Genomic DNA, 16,205 nt, shown 5'->3' with positions numbered 1-16,205 from the left:
GGACATGCCACGTGTTCTGCTCGTTGAGGATGAGGTGTCGATTGCGGACACCTTGGTGTATGCTTTGGAAACCGAGCATTTTGAGGTTATTCATGTTACCACCGCCGGGAAAGCGTTGCCTGTGTTTGAGCAGGGGATTGATTTTGCGATCCTGGACGTGGGTTTGCCGGATATGTCAGGCTTTGATTTATGTCGCAAGATCAGGACTTTCTCGGCGGTGCCCGTTTTGTTTTTAACTGCACGGGATTCTGAAATTGACCGGGTTTTGGGGCTGGAGCTCGGTGGGGATGACTATGTCACCAAGCCGTTCAGCCCCCGTGAAGTTTGTGCCCGGGTGAGGGCAGTGTTGCGCCGGACCTCGGGGCGGCCGACGACCATTCCCGAGCAAGTCGGCTGTCTGGTTCACGATCCGGAGTCGATGCAGGTGCATTGCTGTGGTGAGTGCCTGCCATTGACGGCACACGAATATAAATTATTAGTCGCTTTGATGTCGCAGCCGGGGAGGATTTTTACCCGCGAGCAGTTGTTGGAGAAAGCGTGGGATGACCCGGGCTCGGCGATGGACCGAACGGTGGATGCGCACATCAAGTCCTTGCGTGCCAAAATCCGTTCCAGTGGAGGTGAGGATCCGATCAAGACCAGGCGGGGGCTGGGGTATACTCTTGAGTTCGAGTCTTGATTTGAACGGGAGCCAGACAAAAAAAGACCGAATGCGAGTAGGCCCGCATTCGGTGAATCAGAGATCGTTCCCGAGAATTGCTTATTTTTTGCGTCGCAGGATCAGGGCCAGACCAGCGAGTCCAATCAGGGCCGCGCTGGATGTTTCGGGGACAACGGTGCCGTAGATTTCGACTTCGCGTAATGAGAGAATGTCGTTCCCGGCATTATTGGAGCCTCCGATCAGTTCCACCCGGACGCGGTCCCCACTTGCAAAAAAGGCTCCGGTGTCCTCCTGGATGCTTAAAATATCTTCTGCCTGGCCACTGCCTTCGAAGTAGTTTTCTCCCCAGACTTCGGTGTCTCCATCGAAGACCGAGACCCGAAAGTTACTCAGACGTTCCGGGCAGCAGTCGCCTCGGTTGTAGAGGGCGATTTCGTTGATGTTGGTGAGTTCGGTGAAGCTGACTTCCCAGAAGACGGGGGTGCCCCCGCCTGCTGCTGTGTGGGTGGTGGATCCGCTGTTGAAATTATCGTTGAGGTTGCCGTCGATGGCTTTGGCTGCGGCGGGATTGGCTCCGTTGACCAGTGTGCTGGACTGGGTGGCCGTGCCATTTGGTGCAAGATTATTGTATCCGAATTGAGAGCCTCCGAAGATTTGGACCTCGGCCAGAGAGATGATGTTTTCTCCGCCAGTGCTCGGGCCGTCGCGTTGAATGCGAACATAACGCCCGGTGGAATTCACTGACCAATATGATCGGTTTCCCAGGTTGCCGGCAATATTACCTGAGTCGTAGGTGGTCGAATCAAAGGCTGGGCTGGTGCTGGTGAGTAGTGATACGTTTGACAGGCGGTTGCCACAACAATCGGTCCGGTTGTAGATCACGATCTGGTTGATCGCCCGGTCCTGACCGAGGTCGACGGTCCAGTTGGCTGTGGTGTCCGTTGGGGCGGTGTGTGTGACCGAGCCGTTGTTCCAGGCTCCGCTTGTGTTGCCGTCGATCGCTCGATTAGCGGTGCCGCCTGATGCGGTGCTCGATTGGCTGGCCGAGGCTCCGGGGTCGAGGGCCCAGTTGGTTTTGTTGAGGACCGAAGTGCCGGTGATGAGGGCTGCGGACGAGGCCCCGGCAGCTGCGAGTGAACAAAGGAGCGTTAGTTTTGAGGTCATGTCGGGATAAAGCTTGAGGAAGATGGAGAGGGAGGGTGAGGCCAGTATGGAGAGAAGGTTAGGAACTTCGATGCTTGTATGCAAAAGATTGTGCTAGGTATTAAAGCGAATCTGTTTGCATGAGGTCAAGGAGAATCCTTCTTGGATGAACGGGCTGGCAATCGTTATAAAAATGGGGTATCAGTGCGCTATGATTGATAGAAAAAGGAAGAACGATACCAGGGTGATTTGGTTGACCGGATGCACGTCCGGTTTGGGCAGGGCATTGCTTGATGTTTTTATCCAATCTGGCCATCGGGTTTGCGGTTGCGGCCGGAATGAGGACGTGATCGAGGAACTGAAGCATGCGTATCCAGACCAGACATGGTTGGCTGTGGTGGATGTGGCGGATGACGGTCAGGTGGCGAGGTTTTGTGAGAAAGCTTACCAACGTTTCGGTCCCCCGGATCTGCTCGTCAACAATGCGGCGCTTGTGAATCGTCCGGCTCCGTTGTGGGAGATTACAGCGGAAGAGTTTGATGCGCTGACGGCCGTCAATATCAACGGCACGGCCAACCTGATCCGCCACAGTGTGCCGTTGATGCAGGAAGCGGGCAAGGGGGTGATTGTCAATTATTCTTCCGGCTGGGGTAGGTCGACTTCCCCTGAAGTAGCACCCTACTGTGCCAGCAAATGGGCGGTTGAAGGCTTGTCTCAAGCCTTGGCCCAGGAGTTGCCCGCAGGCTTGGCTGTGGTGGCTTTGAATCCGGGGATCATCAATACGCCGATGTTACAGAAGTGCTTTGGTGAGGAGGCTGGACACCATAGGAGCCCGGAAGAGTGGGCCGCTGCTGCCGCTCCCTTCTTGCTTGGATTGGATGCATCCGACAACGGCCAGGCGCTGACGGCCCCTTGAGTTCGCATTTGATATCGTCATCGATGAAATGCATTGAACAAGATATTGCTGCGTTGATTGGAGAATGATCTCGGGCGGGGAGGGGGGGAGCGTGCTTTTCTGCCCCCCTTTCCATCTCTTGGTATTTAGCCCAGCGGGTGGTTGACAGATGGTTTCTCGTATGGATGCTTGCCCCCCCCCAATCAAAATCCCAAGCTTATCCCTTATCAAGACCATTGATGACTGCTGAAGCGATTCAGTGATGTCGGTCATTGCGAATGACGGGGATACTCCGGACACCATCACCCCGCCGCCTCGATAATGGAAGCGGCCCAACCTAAAAATAATATGCCAGAAACACCTGCTGATGTCGCCGCCGCCCCCGCTGATTCCATCGTGACCGAGAGCGGTCTCGCATCGAAAGTCCTCCAAGCCGGAACCGGCGATGTAAAACCAAGCGCCACAGACGCGGTGACCGTCCACTACTCTGGCTGGACCACGGACGGAAAAATGTTCGATAGCTCGGTGAGCCGCGGTGAGCCAACCAGTTTTCCGCTCGGTCAGGTGATTGCCGGTTGGACCGAAGGTCTGCAGCTGATGGTGGTCGGGGAGAAACGCCGCTTCTGGATTCCTGAAGATCTGGCCTACGGTCCTGTTGTTGCTGGTAGCGGTCGCCCAGGTGGCATGCTTTGCTTTGATGTGGAGCTTCTCGCTATCAAAGAAATTGCGAAGCCACCTGCGGATGCCGAGAAAACCGCCGGGGGAGTGGCCTACAAAATCATCAAACAAGGTTCCGGCGAAAAGCCGGGTGCAGATAGCGTCGTCACTTTCCATTTTACCGCCAAGACGATGGCAGGAGAAACCGTGCAGGATACCCGTAAAGAGCAGTCGCCTCCAAGTATGCCACTTGATAAACTGCCGCCGGTTCTTGCGGAGATTCTTGCCGAGATGGATACCGCAGAGCAGCGCCAGGCATGGTTGCCCGAGCCCCAGGCTCCCGGTGGATTCATCGTTGCAGACCTTGAACTCGTTTCCTTCAAACAAGCTCCTCCTGCACCAGCGGTTCCTGAGGATGTGGCAGCGGTTCCTGCCGATGCCGAGAAGACCGACAGCGGACTTGCCCATAAAGTGCTCAGCGCAGGAAAGGGAGAAGAGAAGCCCAAGGCCACCGACACCGTGAAAGTTCACTACTCTGGATGGACCACCGACGGAGAAATGTTTGATAGCTCAGTGACTCGTGGGGAACCCACGGAGTTCCCACTGAACGGTGTGATCAAAGGCTGGACCGAAGGGGTGCAACTGATGGTCACCGGTGAAAAACGTCGTTTCTGGATTCCGGCCGAGCTTGCCTACGGCCCAGCCGTCCCTGGCAGCGGTCGCCCAGGCGGGATGCTCGTTTTCGACATCGAGTTCCTCGAAATCGTCCGCTAGACGCGGGCTGGCTTTCTGCCATTCATTTTTGCCTCCTCTTATAGGCTGACGATCCCATGATCGATCAGTCCACGGACTTGCTGACTCCGCTCCGTACTTGGGATTGGTTTCCAGTTGACTGAGCTTAGTTGGTCGACTAGTAGTCTCCGGACCGAGCTGATTCGCGCCTGTCGATCAGACGGATCTTAACCTCTTCAACTATCAATCTAAACTACTATTATGGCTACATCATTACAGCGTAACAACAACAGAACTCGTCCTACAAAATCAGCCGGCGCAAGAAAGCAGCGCCAAAAAGTGCAAAGCCGCCGCCTTGTCGCTCTCGGCGTGGACGAAGCGACTGTTGCAGCAATGAACTCAACGGAAGTTCGCACTCTGCTTAAGCACCCCAAAAAGGTAATTGCAGCTCATCAGGGATAATTTTCCTCCTCACCGGCGCTTCTCGGCCTGGTTGGTCTCGCTCTGATCGAGCGCCTAGGGAGATAGTGTCGGAACCGAGCCCCATCTCCATTTTACAAGCGGTGACCCTGTTCAGGGTCGCCGCTTTTTGCTGCTGCCGGACCGTCCTGAAGTGTGACGCCGGCAGCTCGGCAGCACCATCACCGTAACAGCGCTGGCAAGGCTCTCGATCAAAAAGAGTCCGTCCCACCAATGCGCGAATGGTCCCGATGCGCGAGTGGATTATTTGATTTCAAAAAGTTCCACGTCAAAGACGAGCATCCCGCCGGGGCGACCGCTACCAGGGACGGCTGGGCCGTAGGCGAGTTCAGCCGGAATCCAGAAGCGGCGCTTTTCACCCACGACCATGAGCTGAAGTCCTTCGGTCCAGCCTTTGATCACGCGGTTGAGCGGGAAGCTGGCTTTCTGGTTCCGCTTGTAGGAGCTATCGAATAATTTTCCGTCGGTGGTCCAACCGGAGTAGTGCACTGTCACGGTGTCGGTGGCGGTAGGCTTCTTCTTGCCGGTTCCTTTTTTGAGCACCTTTGATTTCAAGCCTGAGGCGGTGGCTTTGGCATCAGCAGGGGCGGCGGCAACGTCGGCTGGAGCCTTGAGAGGATCTACCTTTTCTTTGGCGCAAGCGGTCAAAGAAGTGAGGACGAGGCAGATCGCGAGGAGTGTGGATTTGGTTTTCATGGCAGGCGGAGTGTAGAGAGGGACTTTACGATGGGTCGATCACAAAACGAGGAATGAGGTGTTTTTGCTCGCGAGCTTTGGGATTGATCCGTTTCGGTGTCCAGACAGGAACAATTGAAGTGAGGGAACCCTGAAGCTTTTATGCCATCAACAGTCTGCATTGACATTGTCAATAATGGATGATGTATCTAATACGGTCAATTAATGGCGACCTCAATTTATACTCCGTCAGAATCATGAATACCAAGCCTATCATAAAATCCAGCCTGACTGTGCTAGCTCTAGCGGTTTGCTCCCTGCACGTGAGCGCTCAAACCGACGTCACGCCAACTGAAGCCCGCACCATCGCCAAGGATGCATACATTTACGGCTACTCCATCGTGGACAACTATCGCGTTCAACACGCCTACTTCGTGGATCGCGACAACCCTGAGTTTCAAGCACCATGGAATCAGATCAATAGCACGCCCCGTGTTTACACGCCCGAAGACAAGACGATTCAGACACCTAACTCTGACACCCCCTATTCCATGCTCGGCATGGATCTACGGACTGAGCCAATCGTTCTAACGCTGCCAGTCATCGATAAGAGCCGCTATTTCTCTGTGCAGTTGATCGATACTTATACCCACAACTTCGCCTACCTTGGAAGCCGCACCACTGGACACGATGGCGGTCGTTTCCTTATCGCCGGCCCGGACTGGAAGGGTGAGAAGCCGGAGGGCATCAAAGCGGTGATCAAGTCTGAGACAGAACTGGTTTTTGCAATCTATCGAACTCAACTCATTAACCCCGAGGATCTCGATAATGTGAAGAAAGTGCAAGCTGGCTACAAGGTGCAAACGTTGTCGCAGTTTCTAGGTAAGCCCACGCCCAAGGCCGCGCCAGCGATTGACTTCATCAATCCGCTCACGCCCGAGCAGCAGCGCACATCGATCAAGTTCTTTCAAATCCTGAACTTTGCTCTGCAGTTCTGTCCCACGCATTCCTCCGAGAAGGACCTCATGGCCCGATTTGCAAAGCTGGGGATCGGTGCGGGCAAGTCCTTTGATGAAGCAACGCTTTCCCTCGAAATCCGCAAGGCGGTAGAGGACGGCATGGCCGATGCATGGAAAGAGCACGATAGGCTGATGAAACGTGTTGACGCCGGCGAGGTGACAGCGAGCGATGCCTTCGGGACACGGGAAACGTTGAAAAACGATTACCTCTTACGCATGGCTGGTGCCGTGGGCGGTATTTATGGCAATTCGGCAGAAGAGGCGATGTATCCAATTTATTTCGTTGATGCGACCGGTCAGAAACTGGATGCGTCAAAAAATCGATACTCGATGCGGTTTGCACCGGGCCAGTTGCCGCCGGTCAATGCGTTCTGGTCACTGACCATGTATGAACTGCCGTCAAGCCTGCTCACCGCGAATCCGATCAACCGTTATCTAATCAATTCGCCGATGCTGCCCGATCTCAAGAAGGACGCTGATGGCGGCATCACTCTCTACGTGCAAAAGGATTCACCCGGCAAAGACAAGGAGTCCAACTGGTTGCCCGCACCAAACGGTCCGTTTTTCTTGGTGATGCGCCTTTACTGGCCCAAGCAAGATGCCCTTGACGGCACCTGGTCGCCGCCCAAGGCAAAAAAAGTTCAATGAGATGAATAGATGAAATTTAACCACAAAAAACAAATGATGAAAACAACGATTACCACTAGCATTGCCGTCTACGCAGCAACAATCCTTGGCTCAACGGTTCTCGCCGATGAGAGCAAAGAACCAGTCAACGTATCCAACTTTGTGCGAGCCGAATCAGATCACATGATCCGCCAGAACATGAAGATGATGGATGTTAAATTAGGCAAATTCACGCATCTCCGCGAGCCCACAACACCGGAAAATCAGCCTGTGATCCGCATGAACCAAGACACGCTCTACTCGGGAGTGCTGCTGGATCTATCCCAACCCGTGAAAATTACACTGCCGGAGGTAGGTAAACGTTACATGTCCATGCATGTGGTGAACCAGGATCATTACATGTTCGTGGAGTCGAAACCGGGAACCTACGAGCTGACTGAGAAGCAGGTGGGCACGCGCTTTGCCCTCGCTGCCATCCGCACATTTTACAATGCCGGCGACCCCGATGACCTGGTCAAGGCCCACGCGGTTCAGGACAAACTCAGCATGAGCGGCGGTGGCAGCGGTCCATTTGAGGCTCCAAACTGGGACACGGATCAACTCGCGGTGGCACGCAAATCGCTTAACGATCTGGCGGCTCTTGGCTTTGAGACCACCTATGCATTCGGTCGTAAAGAGGAGGTCCGACCAGTGGATTATTTGCTTGGTGCTGCCGCTGGATGGGGAGGACTACCGAGCAAGGCCGCTCTCTATATTTTGAGCAGCGTCGATGAGAACGATGGCAACACCCCACATGTGGTGACTGTTAAAGACGTCCCTGTGGACGCCTTCTGGTCGATCACAATCTACAATGCCGACGGGTATCTCGAGGCAAACGACCTCGGGGTGAACAGCTACAACAATTTTTCCGCCAAACCTAACGAAGACGGCTCCTTCACGTTCCATTTCGGCGGTGATCCCAAAAATGTAAATTACCTGCCGATCACTAAAGGTTGGAACTATGCCGTGCGGATGTACCAGCCGCGCAAGGAGATCCTTGATGGTTCTTGGTCCTTGCCGGAAATCAAGCCCACAAAGTAATTCTAACGTGCTAACAAATAATTGAAACAGCGTGGATAAGAGTTCAGGAAGCGATTGGTTGCATTGAATAAAAAAGGCCAGGAAGGAATGTCCCTTTGTGGCTGACAGGTTCACATGGCTAGCCGACAGGTTGGGAAACCTGTCCTACTTTCTTCGGTTGTTAGAGGAAAGGGCCAAAGGTATGAACCGACCCCTTCTCGCCCCCTTCTCCTTAGTCTCTTAGGGTAGTCTCCAGAATCCCGGAATTATCAATACATCGACGATGGAGAAGTGCTTTGGTGTCGAGACTGAGCCTTAACAAGGCTCCGGAAGAACGGGTGCAGATTGCGGTGCCCTTTAGGCTTGGCTTGAGGTTCTCAGATAATGGCTAGGCCATGGTTGCACCCTAACTTGGATGTTTTTTTTTACGTGATTGTGTCCATTAATAGACTCCACGAGGAAAAACATCTTTGTATGAGCTTTTACCCAAGGGGGGGAAGTTAAGCGACAATGTGACATGCTTAAAGGAGTAGGGCATGATCTTATTGTTAAACCAGAGAATGTATTTTTCTCCAGGGGTCATTCTGTGAGCAGGTAGGATTTGCAAAATCATCTTGTCTCCTATTTTCCCGATGGTTTTGTTGTTTTCGGTTAGTTGTCTTTTGTGGAAATGAGTAAACCCTTTCATTGTACCTTTTACCGGTAGTATATACCATACACCTGAAAATCCTTCGCTGTTAAAGCTCCAAACCAAATCCCGTTCTTCCTTTGGAGCCTCAAAGATAAAAGCATTAACCATATAGTTGCCGACTTTTACAGGTTTGTTGGTGAAGCTAAACTTATGAAAAGAGCCAAGGGTTTCATCTGTGTTTGCTTTTATGAGAGGGAAGTTGTCTGCGTTCTTCTGGATTTCCTTGTTAAGAAAATTAATTTCATATTCAGGATGCTTGACTTTTTTGATTTGTGCGGTTGTTTCCGAAGTCTTTATGTTTTTGAAGGTGTCCATACTGACCTTCAATTTGAAGTCTCCTTCAGAGGTTGCCACTGCATGTTGCATCCAAGTTGTGGATTCTCCAGGGGCTAACTCTTGATGTATTTGATGTGCATACCGCTTGAATTTGGAATACTTCCCATCTTTTGTCGCATGAGTTTGAGCTTGCTTATGTATGCGTATTTTTTCGTTGGACGTGTTCTTCAGAGTGCATTTGTAGTAAAAGTATAGCTTTTCATCAGCTTCGATGACTATGGGGATATGGCAAGTTAGTGAAAATTGATCATTTGCCATATGTATTTGATTCGTGTTCGCGCTGTCAGCGTGAGATTGTGTTGATCCAAATGCTAACAGAATAGATGTGAGCAGTAATTTTATTAGATTTCGTTTGAATGTTTTCATGCAGTAAATGATGGGTTGATTGAAGGTGTGGTCCCTTGGTTAATTGGTTGTTGCCAGCCGGCGCACGAGCAGTATGCCGGCTGGTTGCCAAGAAATAGAGGAATAGATAAGGTGCATGAGAGGTGTTGACTAAGTATTTGAATCTCTCGATTCTTCCTCCATGCCACGGTAAGTGAGGATAGGGTATGATTCCTTCCTGAACCTTTGTGGCTGCTAGGTTCACATGGCTAGCCGACAGGTTGGGAAACCTGTCCTACTTTCTGGTGATGTGTTAGAGGGGTGTTAGTTCTCCCCCCGATCACCAGCCGACACACACAGGGTATGCCGACTGGTTGCCATTGAGCGAACGGGTCGCCAAAAAGGAATGGTGGATGGAGTTGCTGGGTTAGCTGCAGCCTTGGGAGGTTCCGCACTCGGTGCAGCAGCCGCAGGCTCCGGCTCGGATGACCTTGTCGCTGCCGCAGTTGGTGCATGGGGTTTCCATGTAGGCGTGGCCGATGGCCGTATCCACCCGTTTGGTTGCGGTGGCTTGGGCTGCTTTTCGCTCAGCCGCGGTGTCGGTAATGAGCTCGGGAACCGGGCGGTTGACGGCCTTTTTCTCCATGGTCTCGATTTCGGGCATGGGGAGTTCGGTTTGTCCCTGGTTAGGGGAGGTCATTTCGCGGTAGCCGGGGATGAAGGAGCATCCCATCCAACGGAAGACGTAGTCGGTCAGCGAGAAAGCGTTGCGAATATCCGGGTTCTTGGTGAATCCGCTAGGCTCGAATCGCTGGTAGGCGAATTTCTTGACCAAGCGTTCCAGTGGCACACCGTATTGCAAGGCCATCGACGTGAGGGCTCCCATGGAGTCCATCAGGCCGCCGATGGTGCTACCTTCCTTGGCCATTTGGACAAAGAGTTCACCGGGTTGGCCGTTATCGAAGAGGCCGACGGTGATGTAGCCTTCGTGTCCGGCGACTTCGAATTTGTGGGTGATGGACTGGCGGGTGTCCGGCATGTATTGGCGGACCGGCTCGTTGGCTTTTTTCTGAAGCTTCTCGTTTTCGATGGCGAGTTCGGCCATGCTGTTTTCGAGTTTGGCGATCAGATCATCTTTGTCGCTGCTGGTTCCGACCTTGTCAGCCTCTCCGCCCATGCCTTCGGTTTTCTTGGTATTGAGTGGGGCGGAGCGTTTGGATCCGTCACGGTAGATGGCGATGGCTTTGAGGCCGAGTTTCCATCCTTCGATGTAGGTTTCCATGATATCCTCGATGGTGGCTTCCTCCGGAAGGTTGACCGTTTTGGAGATCGCTCCAGAGAGGAATGGTTGGGTCGCGGCCATCATGCGGATGTGGCCGAGGTAGTGGAGACTACGTTTGCCTTGGTGGGCCTTGAAGGCGCAGTCGAAGACCGGCAGGTGCTCGGGCTTGAGGTGACTGCAGACGGGCTCTCCGGTTTGTTCGTCGACTACATCCTCGATGGTATCGTATTTCTCGATGTGGGCGAGGATGTCGGTGATTTCCGGTTTCGAGTATCCGAGATACTGCAGTGCCGGGGCGACGGTTTGGTTGACAATTTTCAGCATACCTCCGCCGGCCAGCAGTTTGTATTTCACCAGGGCGATGTCGGGTTCGATTCCGGTGGTATCACAGTCCATCAGGAAACCGATCGTGCCGGTGGGCGCAAGCAGGGTGACCTGGGAGTTGCGGTAGCCGAATTGTTTGCCTTTTTCGAGGGCGGCATCCCAGGATTTGCGGGCGGCGGCGGTGATGTTGGCAAAGCGGGCTTCGGGTGCCAAGTTATCCAGTTTCGACCGGTGGTGTTCGATGACCTCGAGCATGGCGGTTTCATTGGATGTTTCTTCCGGGTTGGGGTTGGACGGGTAGGCGGAATTGAAGTAGCAGGGGAAGGCCGAGCGGGCGGCTGCCATATCTGCGCTTTGCTCATAGGAGGCACCGGCCATGAGGGCGGTGATGGAGCCGGCGAGGTGGCGTGCTTCATCGGAGTCGTAGGCCAGGCCGTAGCTCATGATCAGGGCACCGATGTTGGCGTAGCCGAGTCCGAGCGGGCGGAAGAGGTGGGAGTTTTCCGCGATGTTTTTGATCGGGTAGCTGGCTCGGTCGACAATGATTTCCTGTGCCGTGATGAAGAGTTTACAGGCGGCGGAGAAGCGTTTGGTATCGAAACTGCCGTCGGCGTCCTTGAAGCGCATCAGGTTGAGTGAGGCGAGGTTACAGGCGGTGTCGTTGAGGAAGAGGAACTCGGAGCAGGGGTTGGTCGAGTGTTGGCGTCCGGATGCCTTGCAGGTGTGCCAGGTGTGGATGGTGGTATCGAACTGCATGCCGGGGTCACCACAGATGTGGGTGCCTTCGGCAATTTTACGCAGGATCTCACGGGCGTTTTTCTTTTCGCAAGGGTCGCCGTCGCTGACGTTGCGGGTCCAGTAGTCCTTACCTTCGATGGCGGCGTTCATGAATTCATCCCCGACGCGCACCGTGAGGTTTTCATTTTGATACATCACGGAGCCGTAGGCGTCGCCGTTGTAGGATCCATCGTATCCTTGTTCGATGAGTGCCCAGGCTTTTTTCTCTTCGATGGTTTTGGCTTCAATGAATTCCTCGATGTCCGGGTGCCAGTCTTTCAGGGTGTTCATTTTTGCCGCTCGCCTGGTTTTGCCGCCGGATTTGACGACGTTGGCGACCTGGTCGTAAACGCGGAGGAAGGAGAGCGGGCCGGATGGGTGGCCGCCGCCGGTGAGTTTTTCGCGGGTGGAGCGCAGGGTGGAGAGATCGGAACCTGTGCCGGAGCCATATTTGAAGAGCATGGCTTCGGAGGTGGCAAGGCGCATGATGTCTTCCATGTTGTCTTCTACGCTTTGGATGAAACAGGCGCTTCCCTGTGGGTATTCATACTGGGTGGTGGCACGGATGGCTTCATTGTTTTCGTCTGACCAGCGCCAGTTGCCTTGTCCGCCGTCTTTGCCGACGCCGTATTCCTGATAGAGACCGACGTTAAACCAGACCGGTGAGTTGAAAGCTCCGTATTGGTTCAGGCAGAGCCAGGTGAGATCGTTGTAAAACACTTCGGTCGATTCCTTGTCGGCGAAGTATCCGTCTTCGAGTCCCCAATCCGCGATGGTGCGGGTGACGCGGTGGACGAGTTGTTTAATGGATGTTTCACGCCCCCCTGTAGATGGGTCGGTTCCTTTGGCAATGTCTCCGTAAAAATACTTGGAAACGGCAATTTTTGCAGAAAGTTCACTCCAGGAGGCTGGAACCTGGACGTTTTCCTGACGGAACATGATGCCGCCGGAGTCGTCGGTGATTTCAGCGGTGCGGTCGGACCATTCAATGTCATCGAATGGGCAGATACCGGGGGTGGCGAACGTTGCTTTAAAGCTCAGGGCCTTGGACGGTGTTGTAGGTCCAGAGGATTTGGATTTCTTTGATTTGGGAGCGTCGGCAGTGACTGGAGGGACTGACATGGTGCTTATGTAGGTTAATGGTGGTTCAGATGATTCGGATGGGTATGAATACCGGATATGGGCAATATATTGTGGCGGAGGTTGTTTTTGACTTTAAAGAATGCGTTCTGCATACAATATGTTGTATGTGTTTAAAAATAATACCCCTATATCTTGTCAGTTGGCAAGGCGAAAGGGCTTTACAGCAAGATATGCATAGTCTTGAAAAAATGATGCAAAGTAGGGTGATGTTAGGCTTTTTTGGGTCGATCAGGTTGGTTTGTGATACCAGTGTCCTGGGTTTGATTGCGTGGTGTTTTCTGGTAGATAGTGGGGTATGAAATCGTTGTTTGGCCGTCCTTTCTTCTGTTTGCTGGGCTTGTTGTGTACGGTACATCCGGCTCTTGCAGAATTGCAATTGGCGGATGTGTTTTCAGACCACATGGTGTTGCAGCGTGGCAAAGTCATCCCGGTCTGGGGGCAGGCGGATGCGGGGCAGAAGGTGGTGGTGCAGTTTGGGGATCGGGAGAAGGAAACAGTGGCTGATGCCGGGGGAGATTGGAATGTCACATTGGGGGCCATGCCAGCGTCTGCTGATGGGCGGGAGCTGCAGGTTTCTTCCGGGCAGGAGAGTGTGGTGCTCAAGGATGTGTTGCTTGGGGATGTGTGGATTGCGACCGGACAGTCCAATATGCAATGGATGCTCAAGCAAAGCAAGGGAGGGAAGGAGGCGATAGCCGCTTCGGAGGATGCCGGGCTGCGATTATTGAATCATCGGGGGACGCTGCATCCAGGGGGCAAAAAATTCGCGGTGGACTTCCTCAAGAACATGACGATGGAGAATTACTATGCGAGTTCTGGCTGGCAGCCCTGTGCTCCGGCCAGTTCGGCATCGTTTTCGGGAGTGGCTTACTTTTTTGGTCAAAAGCTGCGTCGTGAGTTGAACGTGCCGATTGGTCTGGTGAACTATGCGGTGGGGGGAACGCCGATTGAGGCTCATCTTTCACCGGAGGTGATGGCTTCGGATTCGGTCTTGAAGCCGCTTTTGAACGAGTGGTGGAAAAACAAGGATTACCCGCAGTGGTGCCGGGAACGGGCGGCTTTGAATTTGACGCATTGGCTGGCGGACCCAAAGCTGAAAGCAAAGGCTCCTCCTCACCCTTTTGCTCCGCATTACTTGTGGGATGCCGGGATTGCACGCTATTTACCCCTGCCAGTGAAGGGGGTGATCTGGTACCAGGGGGAGTCGAATGCCACGGTGGATGGTGCCGGTGGCGCTCCGGTGGATGCAGCTTTGAACAAGCGGAAGTTCAAGTCTCTGGTGAAGAGTTGGCGGCAGGCGTGGAATGCACCGGAGCTGCCGGTGTATTATGTGCAGTTGCCGGGATTGAACCGCCAGTGGCCGGAGTTTCGAGAGATGCAGTTGCAGGCCAGCCGTGAGATTAAACATGTCGGTATGGCGGTGACGATTGATGTAGGGCATCCGACCAATGTGCATCCGGGGGATAAAAAGCCCGTCGGTGAGCGGTTGGCCCGACTCGCTTTGGCCGGGGCGTATGGGAAGGACCTGGTGGCCAACGGTCCGCTTTATCGGCGCAGTGTGGTCAAGGGGAGTAAAGTGATTCTTGATTTTGAGCATGGGCAGGGTATGAAGCCGTCGGATGGCGGTCGTATCCGAGGCTTTGAGTTGGCAGGCAAGGATCGGATTTTTCATCCGGCGCAGGCGAATGTTCAGGGAGCGTATCTTACACTTACCAGTGCTGCGGTGCGCAAGCCGGCCTCGTTGCGTTACGCTTGGGCCAACAATCCAGACTGCAATCTGGTGAATGCGGAGGGCTTGCCGGCCAGTCCGTTTCGGACGCAGCTGGGTGGTGGCGATCAATCATCAGGAACTATGAATACGAATGGAAGTAAGAGAGCTGCGGATACGGCGGCCAAACAAAAGGCAGCGGTGATCCGGGTTGCCTGTATCGGTGACAGCATTACGTTTGGAGCCGGGATCGCAAACCGTGAGGAGAACAGCTACCCGGCCCAGCTGCAGCAGCTGCTGGGAGATCAGTATGAGGTTCGCAATTTTGGTAACTCGGGGCGTGGCATTCTGAAAAAATCGAAACGCGGCAAAGGTAAGCGGGCTTATTTGTTTATGCCCGAGCACGCCCAGGCGCTTAAATTCAGACCCGATATTGTGATTTGTAATTTGGGTATCAATGACATCATGGATTGGGGGCGCTACGGTAAGGCCGAGTTTGTTCCCAATTACCGTGAGCTGATCCAGGCTTACAAGCAGTTGGACAGTCATCCGCGAGTAATTATCTGGCATAAGTTGGCACCATTGTTCAAGGGGCAGCGGTACTTTGGGGATGCCCGTGTGGATGCGATCAATGCTGCTATCGCGCAAGTAGCCAAGGCGGAGCACGTCGAAACCATCGATATGTCGACTCCCTTCGAAGGGAAGGGGGCGTTGTTTCCCGACCATATTCATCCGAATGCGGACGGGGCCAAGGTGATTGCGGAACAGACCGCAGCAAGATTGAAACAGGAATAATGGTGGGTATGAATATGACAGAACGCGAGGCCATAGAGCATATTTGGAATTATCACCAGATGGGCCACCATCTGGAGCGGGCCGGTATTATCTGGGCTCTCGGCAGCCATGATCTGAGGGTTGCCGACCGGGTCGCGGAGTTGTGGCATGCGGGTATGGCGCCGTTGGTGGTGATGTCCGGAGGTCTTGGTAATTTTACCGAAGGGGTGTTTTTAAAGCCGGAAGCGAATCTCTTTGCCGAGCGCGCGATGGAGCTGGGCGTGCCCGAAGAGGTGATCTTGATTGAAAACCTATCCACCAATACCGGGGAGAACGTATCGTTGACCCGCAAGGTGCTGGACCAATCCGATGTCAAGGTGCTGACCGCGATTGCGGTGCAGAAACCATACATGGAGCGCAGAACCTATGCAACAATCCGGGCCCAATGGCCGGAATTGGACGTTCAGGTGACCTCCCCGCAGCTCGATTTCGAGCATTACTGCAATGAGGAAATACCAAGGGATGAGGTGATTGCGATCATGGTCGGAGACCTGCAGCGCATTATCGAGTATCCCAAGATGGGGTATATGATCGAACAGAATGTTCCCGAAGAGGTGCATGAGGCGATGCGCCTGCTTATCGGTATCGGATACGACAAGCATTTGCTTGAGGGGACAAGCTGCTGAGTCGGTCATCTGGCCCTGTTCCAGTGCGCTATGTGCGCGTAGAAGGGGGGGGGCTCAAGGCCGGGCTAGGAGTGTTATACCACTCCGCAAAACAGACGAGACGATTGATCGTTGTTGAGGTATGTGGAAAAGCACTGCGTGATCCATGAGAGTTCCGGATGAATGACTCCTTTGGCTTTGTTTCTCCTTAGTCATGGTGCCCGCACCATTCC

The 16,205-nt window shown here is 53.7% G+C and carries 12 protein-coding genes; 8 read left to right on the top strand and 4 right to left on the bottom strand.

Going from position 1 to position 16,205, the window contains the following annotated elements:
- The first annotated feature begins 4 nt into the window (after window positions 1-4).
- Window positions 5-679, top strand: a complete 675-nt coding sequence (gene creB / locus HW115_RS17770) for a two-component system response regulator CreB (protein WP_178934580.1) — start codon at window positions 5-7, stop codon at window positions 677-679.
- A gap of 81 nt (window positions 680-760) precedes the next feature.
- Here the strand turns inward: creB and HW115_RS17765 are convergent, their stop codons facing one another.
- Window positions 761-1,909 (bottom strand): galactose-binding domain-containing protein, encoded by a 1,149-nt coding sequence (locus tag HW115_RS17765; protein ID WP_178934578.1) that lies wholly within the window; start codon window positions 1,907-1,909, stop codon window positions 761-763.
- A gap of 106 nt (window positions 1,910-2,015) precedes the next feature.
- On the opposite strand from HW115_RS17765, the gene HW115_RS17760 reads away from it, so the two are divergent.
- The 3 genes from HW115_RS17760 (at window position 2,016) to HW115_RS17750 (ending at window position 4,550) form a co-directional block, all read left to right on the top strand.
- Window positions 2,016-2,720: an SDR family oxidoreductase gene (locus HW115_RS17760; RefSeq protein WP_178934576.1), complete on the top strand. Its 705-nt coding sequence runs from the start codon at window positions 2,016-2,018 to the stop codon at window positions 2,718-2,720.
- 327 nt (window positions 2,721-3,047) lie between these two features.
- Window positions 3,048-4,130 (top strand): FKBP-type peptidyl-prolyl cis-trans isomerase, encoded by a 1,083-nt coding sequence (locus tag HW115_RS17755; RefSeq protein WP_227021642.1) that lies wholly within the window; start codon window positions 3,048-3,050, stop codon window positions 4,128-4,130.
- Between the two features lie 219 nt (window positions 4,131-4,349).
- A complete protein-coding gene (locus tag HW115_RS17750) occupies window positions 4,350-4,550 on the top strand; it encodes a hypothetical protein (RefSeq protein ID WP_178934572.1) in 201 nt (66 codons plus the stop codon).
- Window positions 4,551-4,811: 261 nt separating this feature from the next.
- Here the strand turns inward: HW115_RS17750 and HW115_RS17745 are convergent, their stop codons facing one another.
- On the bottom strand, window positions 4,812-5,264 hold the full coding sequence (locus HW115_RS17745) for an FKBP-type peptidyl-prolyl cis-trans isomerase (protein WP_178934570.1): 453 nt from the start codon (window positions 5,262-5,264) through the stop codon (window positions 4,812-4,814).
- Window positions 5,265-5,500: 236 nt separating this feature from the next.
- Between HW115_RS17745 and HW115_RS17740 the strand changes: the two genes are divergently transcribed.
- Both HW115_RS17740 and HW115_RS17735 read left to right on the top strand, forming a co-directional pair.
- The gene (locus HW115_RS17740) at window positions 5,501-6,910 is read left to right on the top strand and encodes a DUF1254 domain-containing protein (RefSeq protein WP_178934568.1); all 1,410 of its coding nucleotides are present in this window, start codon (window positions 5,501-5,503) and stop codon (window positions 6,908-6,910) included.
- Window positions 6,911-6,919: 9 nt separating this feature from the next.
- A complete protein-coding gene (locus HW115_RS17735) occupies window positions 6,920-7,969 on the top strand; it encodes a DUF1214 domain-containing protein (RefSeq protein WP_178934565.1) in 1,050 nt (349 codons plus the stop codon).
- Window positions 7,970-8,390: 421 nt separating this feature from the next.
- Here the strand turns inward: HW115_RS17735 and HW115_RS17730 are convergent, their stop codons facing one another.
- The gene (locus HW115_RS17730; RefSeq protein ID WP_178934563.1) at window positions 8,391-9,341 is read right to left on the bottom strand and encodes a hypothetical protein; all 951 of its coding nucleotides are present in this window, start codon (window positions 9,339-9,341) and stop codon (window positions 8,391-8,393) included.
- 385 nt (window positions 9,342-9,726) lie between these two features.
- The gene (locus tag HW115_RS17725; protein WP_178934561.1) at window positions 9,727-12,804 is read right to left on the bottom strand and encodes a vitamin B12-dependent ribonucleotide reductase; all 3,078 of its coding nucleotides are present in this window, start codon (window positions 12,802-12,804) and stop codon (window positions 9,727-9,729) included.
- Window positions 12,805-13,120: 316 nt separating this feature from the next.
- Between HW115_RS17725 and HW115_RS17720 the strand changes: the two genes are divergently transcribed.
- Entirely contained in the window at window positions 13,121-15,328 is a 2,208-nt protein-coding gene (locus HW115_RS17720) for a GDSL-type esterase/lipase family protein (RefSeq protein ID WP_178934559.1), read from the top strand.
- Window positions 15,329-15,336: 8 nt separating this feature from the next.
- The gene (locus HW115_RS17715; protein ID WP_227021641.1) at window positions 15,337-15,993 is read left to right on the top strand and encodes a YdcF family protein; all 657 of its coding nucleotides are present in this window, start codon (window positions 15,337-15,339) and stop codon (window positions 15,991-15,993) included.
- The last annotated feature ends 212 nt before the right edge of the window (window positions 15,994-16,205 follow it).

Source organism: Oceaniferula marina, assembly GCF_013391475.1.
Taxonomy (GTDB): Bacteria; Verrucomicrobiota; Verrucomicrobiia; order Verrucomicrobiales; family Akkermansiaceae; genus Oceaniferula; species Oceaniferula marina.
The sequence above is the reverse complement of the archived record's forward strand: the minus strand, read 5'-3'. Positions and strand labels throughout refer to the sequence as shown.